The organism is Streptomyces sp. NPDC024698, from assembly GCF_055559015.1.
Map to the genome: position 1 here is coordinate 1 of NZ_JBVHLK010000052.1, position 7,808 is coordinate 7,808.

7 protein-coding genes are annotated in these 7,808 nt (G+C 70.8%); all 7 read left to right on the forward strand.

From position 1 onward, the window contains the following. The coding region (locus ACZ4AA_RS38255; protein ID WP_467613317.1) for an alpha-glucosidase C-terminal domain-containing protein at positions 1-159 on the forward strand (159 nt) is incomplete at its 5' end. Between the two features lie 697 nt (positions 160-856). Continuing rightward, positions 857-1,462: a signal peptidase I gene (locus tag ACZ4AA_RS38260; RefSeq protein WP_467613304.1), complete on the forward strand. Its 606-nt coding sequence runs from the start codon at positions 857-859 to the stop codon at positions 1,460-1,462. Between the two features lie 124 nt (positions 1,463-1,586). Then, positions 1,587-2,123, forward strand: a complete 537-nt coding sequence (locus ACZ4AA_RS38265; RefSeq protein ID WP_467613307.1) for a SipW-dependent-type signal peptide-containing protein — start codon at positions 1,587-1,589, stop codon at positions 2,121-2,123. A 171-nt stretch (positions 2,124-2,294) separates the two neighbouring features. Continuing rightward, positions 2,295-2,816: a hypothetical protein gene (locus ACZ4AA_RS38270; RefSeq protein ID WP_467613309.1), complete on the forward strand. Its 522-nt coding sequence runs from the start codon at positions 2,295-2,297 to the stop codon at positions 2,814-2,816. A gap of 216 nt (positions 2,817-3,032) precedes the next feature. Continuing rightward, positions 3,033-3,689 (forward strand): hypothetical protein, encoded by a 657-nt coding sequence (locus ACZ4AA_RS38275; protein ID WP_467613311.1) that lies wholly within the window; start codon positions 3,033-3,035, stop codon positions 3,687-3,689. A gap of 260 nt (positions 3,690-3,949) precedes the next feature. Beyond that, complete coding sequence (locus tag ACZ4AA_RS38280) at positions 3,950-5,356, forward strand: maltokinase N-terminal cap-like domain-containing protein (RefSeq protein WP_467613313.1); 1,407 nt, start codon at positions 3,950-3,952, stop codon at positions 5,354-5,356. Between the two features lie 47 nt (positions 5,357-5,403). Continuing rightward, positions 5,404-7,719, forward strand: a complete 2,316-nt coding sequence (gene glgB, locus ACZ4AA_RS38285) for a 1,4-alpha-glucan branching enzyme (protein ID WP_467613315.1) — start codon at positions 5,404-5,406, stop codon at positions 7,717-7,719. Positions 7,720-7,808: the final 89 nt, after the last annotated feature.

Sequence of the window (7,808 nt, forward strand, 5' to 3'; positions counted from 1 at the left end):
GCCCAGCCCACCGAACTCGACCTGCGCGAGTTCAACGGCCGCCACCCGGTCGAACTCATCGGCGGCGTCCGCTTCCCGGCCATCGGAGAACTCCCCTACCTGCTGACCCTCGCGGGCCACGGCTTCTACTGGTTCCGGCTCCGGAAGGAAGCCGTCTAGCGAGCCCTCCGCCCGCACCCCGGCCGTGTCAGGAGCCCAACCAGGGTTCCGGACACGGCCTTTGGCGTCCCGTCACCAGTGGCATGCCCACCTAAATCCTGGCGTTCGGCCCGGCACCCGCCAGACCCGGGCACACCTCCCGGAAGCCGCAACAGCGGCCGTCTCACCACCTTTAAACCGGTCGAACATCACGTTTCAGTAAACCAACCTCCACACTTCTTCCACACTCTTCCCACCCTGAGCACACACCCCTAATCTGATCTTGGCCACCTCGACGGAGGCCACTCCCTGGGGGGGAGTTCATGGCATGCGCACAGCGCGGGAGTGGATGAGATTGTCCAGGTCAGGCACCGCTTTATAGCGACCTTCCTCCTCGACGGACCGGAACCCCGTACCGAAGGACGACCTCACGGTCGACCGGCCGCCGACCCGACACTGTGCGCATCCTGTGAAGACCGCGGCGACGGGACGCCCCGGGGACCCGCTCTGTCTCCCGGGTGAGGGTCCGTCCTGTCGCCGCCCTCACTTCAGACCCGCACCCGGACGCGGAGACTCCGCGAACCCCGCGGCTCCTCCCCCTGACCGGCGCGGGGGATTCGCACGCCCTGAGCGACCTTCCCCCGTGCCTCCCCGTCGGCTCGGCGACCGCGCGTTCCGTACGGCCCGCAGACCCGAACTCGTCCGCAGGAGAGAACCCTTGAAGCTGGCAGTACGCGGTGCGGCGGCGGAACCCGCCGGGACACCGGCAGCCCCGACGCCGTCCAGGCGCCGGCACTGGGCCCACCAGGTCCTCTCGGCCCTGCTGAGCCTCGTGGTCGTCCTGCTCGCCGTCGGCTTCGCGGTGGCGGCGTATTCGGTCAAGTCCGGTGGCTGGGAGGGCAGTTCGGTCCTCAGCGGCAGCATGGAGCCGAAGCTCCCGACCGGAAGCGTCGTCATCGCCCAGCGGGAGCCGGTCACGTCGCTGAAGGTCGGTGACATCGTCATCTTCCACCGCCCGGACGAGCCGGACCGCCAGGTCGTCCACCGGATCGTGACGATCACACCGTCCGCGGAGGGCCCGGTCCTCGAAACCAAGGGCGATGCCAACCGGACCAAGGACCCCTGGCACGTACGCCCCGACGGCGACACCGCCTGGATCGTCCGGCACGACGTGCCGTACGTCGGCTACGTCGTCACCTCGATCCACACCGAAACCGGCTTCAGGGTGCTGCTCGGCGCGGCCGCCGTGCTGATCGCGGGCGGCGTCGTCGTCCTGCTGTGGCGCCCGAAGAAGAAGCCCACCCCACAGACCACCACCCCATAAGGGCCACGGGACTCCTTCCCGTGACAGTCACCGGGCGGCACTCAGCCAGTGGGCCGCCGGGAGGAGCTGTGTCATGCCCTGGGCGCAAGCCCGATCCTCACCCATCCAACAGAAAGGCCCATCAGTGGCCATCTCCAACAAGAAGAAGACGTTCGCGGCCGCCGCGATCGCCGTCGGCAGCCTCGCCCTGATCGGCGTCGGCTCCGGTGCCTCGTTCAACGACACCGTCACGGCCAAGACCCACGTGACGGCCGGCACGGTCGACCTCACGGTGCAGCAGTGGAACGGCTGGGAGACCGTCAACGGCACCGCGGCCCACTACACGCTGCCCGTCCTGGACAACTCCGCCCAGGGCCACGCGGTCGAGACCAAGGTCCTCGCGGTCCGCAACACCGGCACCATCGCCGCGACCGTCGCGAACCAGAACCTCGCGCCGGTCATCCTGACCGACGGCACCCCTGAGGGCGCCGACTTCGGCAACAGGCTCGACGCCAAGGCCTACCTGGTCGACGGCGACGGCAACTACCTGGGCGACTCCGTCAAGGTGGGCGCGAACCAGGACTTCTACGTCAAGGTCGTCGTCAGCAACAAGTACGAGCTCCAGAACCTCGACTCCGGCAAGACCGCCTCTGTCCAGCTCAGCTTCACCGGCACCGCCTGATCCGGGTCCCTCCCGCCAGGCATCCGAGTGGCCGGCCGATTCGCACTCGGCCGGCCACTCGGCCCGCACCTGAAGAACGCGGCTCACGCGTTCCTCCCCGGCCCGTCACAGAAGCACCTGTGACGGGTTCGGGCGTTGCGAGCACATCACGGGCATGAGCCCGCTCACCCCATGACAGAGAAAGGGTCCACCATCATGGCCGTTTCCAACAAGCAGAAGGCGATCGCCGTCGCGGCGATCGTCGCCGGCAGCATCGGCCTCGTCAGCATCGGCAGCAGCGCCGTGTTCACCGACACCGTGACCGCCACCTCGTCCGTCAAGACGGGCACCGCCACGCTGCGGATCGAGGACTACAACGGCTGGACCATCACACCCGGGACCGACGGCCACAAGGCCACGCTCCCCCAGCAGGTCTTCTTCGACAAGTCGACGATGACCTACCGGACCCCGATCATCACCGTCCACAACGACGGCGACATCGACCTGCCCTTCGAGGCCACGGTGACGCCCACCGGCATCACGGGCCTGACGGCCACGCTGGAGCGTGTCGGCGGCAGCGCGGGCGACGGCCTTCCGCACGTTCCCGCGCAGGGCTACGTCCAGTACAAGGTCGTCCTCACGGCCACGGACCTCGGCAACGACGTCTCCGGCAAGACGGCGAACGTCGTCTTCAGCCTGACCGGTACCGCCTGATCCTCTCCGGTCGCCCGGTCCTCGCCGGTCACGGCAGGAATCCGAACGGTCCGCCGCCGGCCCACCCGACCCGACCTGGTGACATCCGGGTCGGGTCGGGTGGGCCCAGGCGTTCTCCACCACCGCTCGCACCCGGGCATCCCGGTGCGGCCGCCCCGCGGTCGCGCCGCCCGGAACACGAGACGATCCCGGCTCTATCAGAAGGGCGTTACCCCCATGGCCATCTCCGACCGGAGAAAGATCGTGGCGGCGTTCACGCTCGCCGCGGGTGGCTTCGGCCTCATCGGCGTGAGCAGCGGTGCCACGTTCACCGATACCGCGACGGGCTCCTTCACGGTCAGGGCGGACCTCCCTCCGACTCCGACCGCAACGGCAACGGCAACGGCGACCGCCGAGCCCACGGAGCCGGCTCCGGGGAAGTCCGACGACCCGGGAACGGGCGACCCGAGCCCCTCGGCCACCGGATCCACCGCTCCCGCTTCGCCGCCGCCGACCACCACCGCCCCGCCGAAGACCGCGGGCCTGACGACCGGCGCGCTGAACTCCGGCGACTGGTTCACGAACACCGCCCCGGACTTCCCCTACAAGAACAAGGAGATCAAGTTCACCGGGGCCGCCGCCCTGATGGTCGGAGGCTTCACCGCGAAGAACACCGGTCAGGCCGATCTGAAGGTCACGGCCACCGTCACCCTGCCGGCCGACCTCAAGGGCAAGGTCACGGCGGAGATCAAGCCGATCGGCGCGGCGGCCGTGCTGAAGGCCGGTGACACCGCGCGGTACGAACTCTGGCTCACCCCAGCGAAGTCGGGCGACACCATCTCCAAGGACCTCGCGAAGCAGATCCACTTCGTCTTCTCCTACACGGCTCTCTGACCCGGGCCCTCGGCCCGGTCCCGCGCGCCACGCACGGCCGGCCGGCCACGGCGGGGTCTTCGGCCGCTGCCGGTGCGAGTGAACGGCGCACGGGTGTCCAGGTCTGGTGTCACACACCGGACTTGGACACCCTTGTGCCGTGTCCGCAGGAAATCTCCCGGACCCACTCGACCGAAAAGGCCCCCGGGCGGGGCGGTTTCCACGGCTGCGCCCGGGGCACGCATCAGTAACACCCCGACCCCGGGGAAAGGACGCGACCCATGTCGGAAGCCGTCACACGCACCGCACCCCCAGGTCCCGGCCTTCTGGCGTCCCTGGACCCACTGCTGCGCGACTGGCTGCCACGGCAGCGCTGGTTCGCCGGCAAGGGACGACCGGTCACCGGGCTCTCCCTGGTCGCCGCCACCGAACTGCTGCCGCCGAACGGCCCGCTGGGCCTCTACCACCTGCTGGCACGCGCCCACCAACCGCCCGTACCGGGCACCCCGGCCGTCCCTGGTGACTGCTATCAACTGCTGATCGGCGTACGCGAGGCACTGCCGCCCCGGCTGGCCCCGGCCCTGATCGGGCACCTGGCCAAGGGCCCGCTCGCCGGCCGCACGGTGTACGAGGCCCTCTACGACCCCCAGCCCGCCGATGTGCTCCTGGAAGCCCTGCGCTCCCGGGCCCGCATCGGCGGGCTGCGTTTCGAGCGGGAAACCGGTCAGGAGATACGGCCCGGTCTCGTGCCGCGGCTGATGACCGCCGAGCAGTCCAACTCGTCGGTGGTCTACGGGGACACGTTCATCCTCAAGTTACTGCGGCGGATCGTGCCCGGGATCAACCCCGACCTCGAACTGCCGCTGGCGCTGGCCCGCGAGGGCTGCGCCCGGGTCCCGGCACCCACCGCCTGGCTCCGGGCGGAGCTGTCCGGACAGTCGTACGTCCTGGGCGTGCTCCAGCCGTTCGTGCAGGGCGCGGCGGACGGCTGGGAGCTGGCGCTGCGCGAGCTCGCCAAGGGCGAGGACTTCGCCGCCGAGGCGCGGGCGCTGGGGCGGGCCACCGCCGAGGTGCACACGGCGCTCGCCCGCGCGCTGCCCGTGGGGTCCCTGGGCCACGCCCAGGTGCGGCCCCTGGTCGAGGCCATGGCCCGGCGGCTGGACGCCGCCGCGCAGGCGGTGCCCCTGCTCCGGCCCCACGCGCCCGGACTGCGGACCGCGTTCGAGGCGCTGGCCGATCTGTCCGCCGAGGGGTACACGTGGACGGCCCAGCGCGTGCACGGCGATCTGCACCTCGGCCAGTGTCTGCGCTCCCCAGACGGGGAGTGGTCGCTCATCGACTTCGAGGGCGAACCGTCGAAACCGCTGGCCGAGCGCCGTATGCCCCAGCCCCCGGCCCGCGACGTCGCGGGCATGCTCCGCTCCTTCGACTACGCGGCCCACGCCGTGACCCGGGTACCCGGCGCCACGGGGGCGGCGCCGGCGTCCGGCTGGGCCGACACCTGCCGGGCCGCCTACTGCACCGGCTACGCCGAGGTCAGCGGCCTCGACCCGCGCACCGATCCCGTATTACTGCGCGCCTTCGAGACGGACAAGGCGGTGTACGAGGTCGTGTACGAGGCCCGGCACCGCCCGGACTGGCTTCCGGTTCCGCTGGCGGCGGTACGACGGCTGGCCGCGTCGCCCTGATCCCCCTGTGTCCCGCTCCCGTTCACCCGCCCGAGGAGGCCCCGCCCGTGACGCCCCGCCCCCGGTCCGACGACACCCCGCACAAGAGCAGCGCGAAGAAGCCGTCCGTGACAGACAGGACGCCCGCCGACCGCCCGAAGGCCGGGAACGGGCCCGTGCCACCGCCGCCGGGCGAGGCCGCCGGTCTCGGTCCGGCGGACCGGCAGCGGCTGCTCGACGGGACGCATCACGATCCGCACGGAGTGCTGGGCGCCCATCCGGTGGCCGACGGTGTCGCCTTCCGGGTCTTCCGTCCGTACGCGCTCGGCGTCACCGTCGTCACGCGGGACCTGCGCGCCGAACTGCGCGACGACGGGGACGGCTTCTTCTCGGGGCTGCTGCCGCTGCGCGCGGTCCCGGACACCTACCGGCTGCTCGTCGGCTACGAGGGGAAGGTGCTGGAGACCGAGGACGCGTACCGGTTCCTGCCCGCGCTCGGTGAGCTCGACCTGCATCTGATCGGCGAGGGCCGGCACGAGGAGCTGTGGCGGGTGCTCGGCGCCGAGCCGATGGAGCACCAGGGCGTCGCCGGCACCCGTTTCACGGTGTGGGCCCCGAACGCGCGCGGTGTCCGGGTGGCCGGGGGCTTCAACTTCTGGGACGGCACGGGGCATCCGATGCGCTCGCTCGGCTCCTCGGGAGTGTGGGAGCTGTTCGTTCCGGCGGTCGGCGAGGGCGAGCTGTACAAGTTCGACATAGCGCGCCCCGACGGCTCCCGCACTCTGCGCGCGGACCCGATGGCCCGCCGCACCGAGACTCCGCCCGCCACGTCGTCGGTCGTCCACGCCTCCCACCACACGTGGCGGGACGCGGAGTGGATGGCTCGGAGGGCGGAACGTCCGCCCCACGAGGCGCCGTTCTCGGTGTACGAGGTGCATCTGGCCTCCTGGCGGCCGGGACTGACCTATCGTCAGCTGGCTGATCAACTCCCCGCCTACGTCTCCGACCTCGGGTTCACCCATGTCGAGCTGATGCCCGTCGCCGAGCACCCCTTCGGCGGTTCCTGGGGCTACCAGGTCACCGGCTTCTACGCGCCCACGGCCCGTCTGGGCACCCCCGACGATTTCAAGCACCTCGTCGACGCCCTGCACCGCGCCGGGGTGGGCGTCCTCATGGACTGGGTCCCCGCGCACTTCCCGCGCGACGAGTGGGCCCTCGCCGAGTTCGACGGCCGGCCTCTGTACGAGCACGCGGACCCCCGGCGTGCCGCCCATCCCGACTGGGGCACCCTGGAGTTCGACTACGGACGTCGCGAGGTCCGCAACTTCCTCGTCGCCAACGCCACCTACTGGTGCGAGGAGTTCCACATCGACGGCCTGCGCGTCGACGCCGTCGCCTCCATGCTCTACCTCGACTACTCCCGCGAACCGGGCGAGTGGACCCCCAACGAACACGGCGGCCGCGAGAACCTGGACGCCGTCGCCTTCCTCCAGGAGATGAACGCCACCGTCTACCGCCGCAATCCCGGGGTCGTCACCGTGGCCGAGGAGTCCACGGCCTGGGACGGCGTCACCCGGGCCACCCATCACACCGGCCCCGGGGGCTTCGGCGGTCTGGGGTTCGGGCTGAAGTGGAACATGGGGTGGATGCACGACTCGCTGGACTACGTGTCCCACGAGCCGGTGCACCGCAAGTACCACCACGACGAGATGACCTTCTCGATGGTGTACGCCTACAGCGAGAACTACGTCCTGCCGATCTCCCACGACGAGGTCGTGCACGGCAAACGCTCGCTCGTCTCCAAGATGCCCGGTGACTGGTGGCAGCAGCGCGCGAACCTCCGCGCCTACCTCGCCTTCATGTGGGCCCACCCCGGCAAGCAACTCCTCTTCATGGGACAGGAGTTCGCCCAGGGCGCCGAATGGTCCGAGGCCCACGGCCCGGACTGGTGGCTCCTCGACCCGGCCTACGGCGCCGAGGCCGACCACCGCGGGGTCCGGGACCTCGTGCGCGATCTCAACACCGTGTACCGCGGCGAACCGGCGCTGTGGGAGCGCGACACCGACCCCTCCGGCTTCGCCTGGATCACCGGTGACTCCGCCGACGACAACGTGTTCGCGTTCCTGCGCCACGCGGCCGACGGCACTCCGCTCCTCGCCGTCTCGCACTTCTCCCCCGCCGTCCGCCACGGCTACCGCCTCGGCGTCCCCGAGGACATCCCCGCCTGGCGCGAGGTCCTCAACACCGACGACCCGCGCTACGGCGGCAGCGGCATCACGGGACTCGACCCCGTCAAGACGGAGCCCACCGGATGGCACGGCCGCGCGGCCAGCGTCCAGCTGACCCTGCCGCCCCTCGCGACGGTGTGGCTGCGACCGGCCTAGGTGTATTGACCCGCAGCGTTGTTCACACGGCTGATGGGTGGCTGGCCTCCGAGGGCGGTGTGGCAGCGATGGTAGTTGTAGCCGTGGAG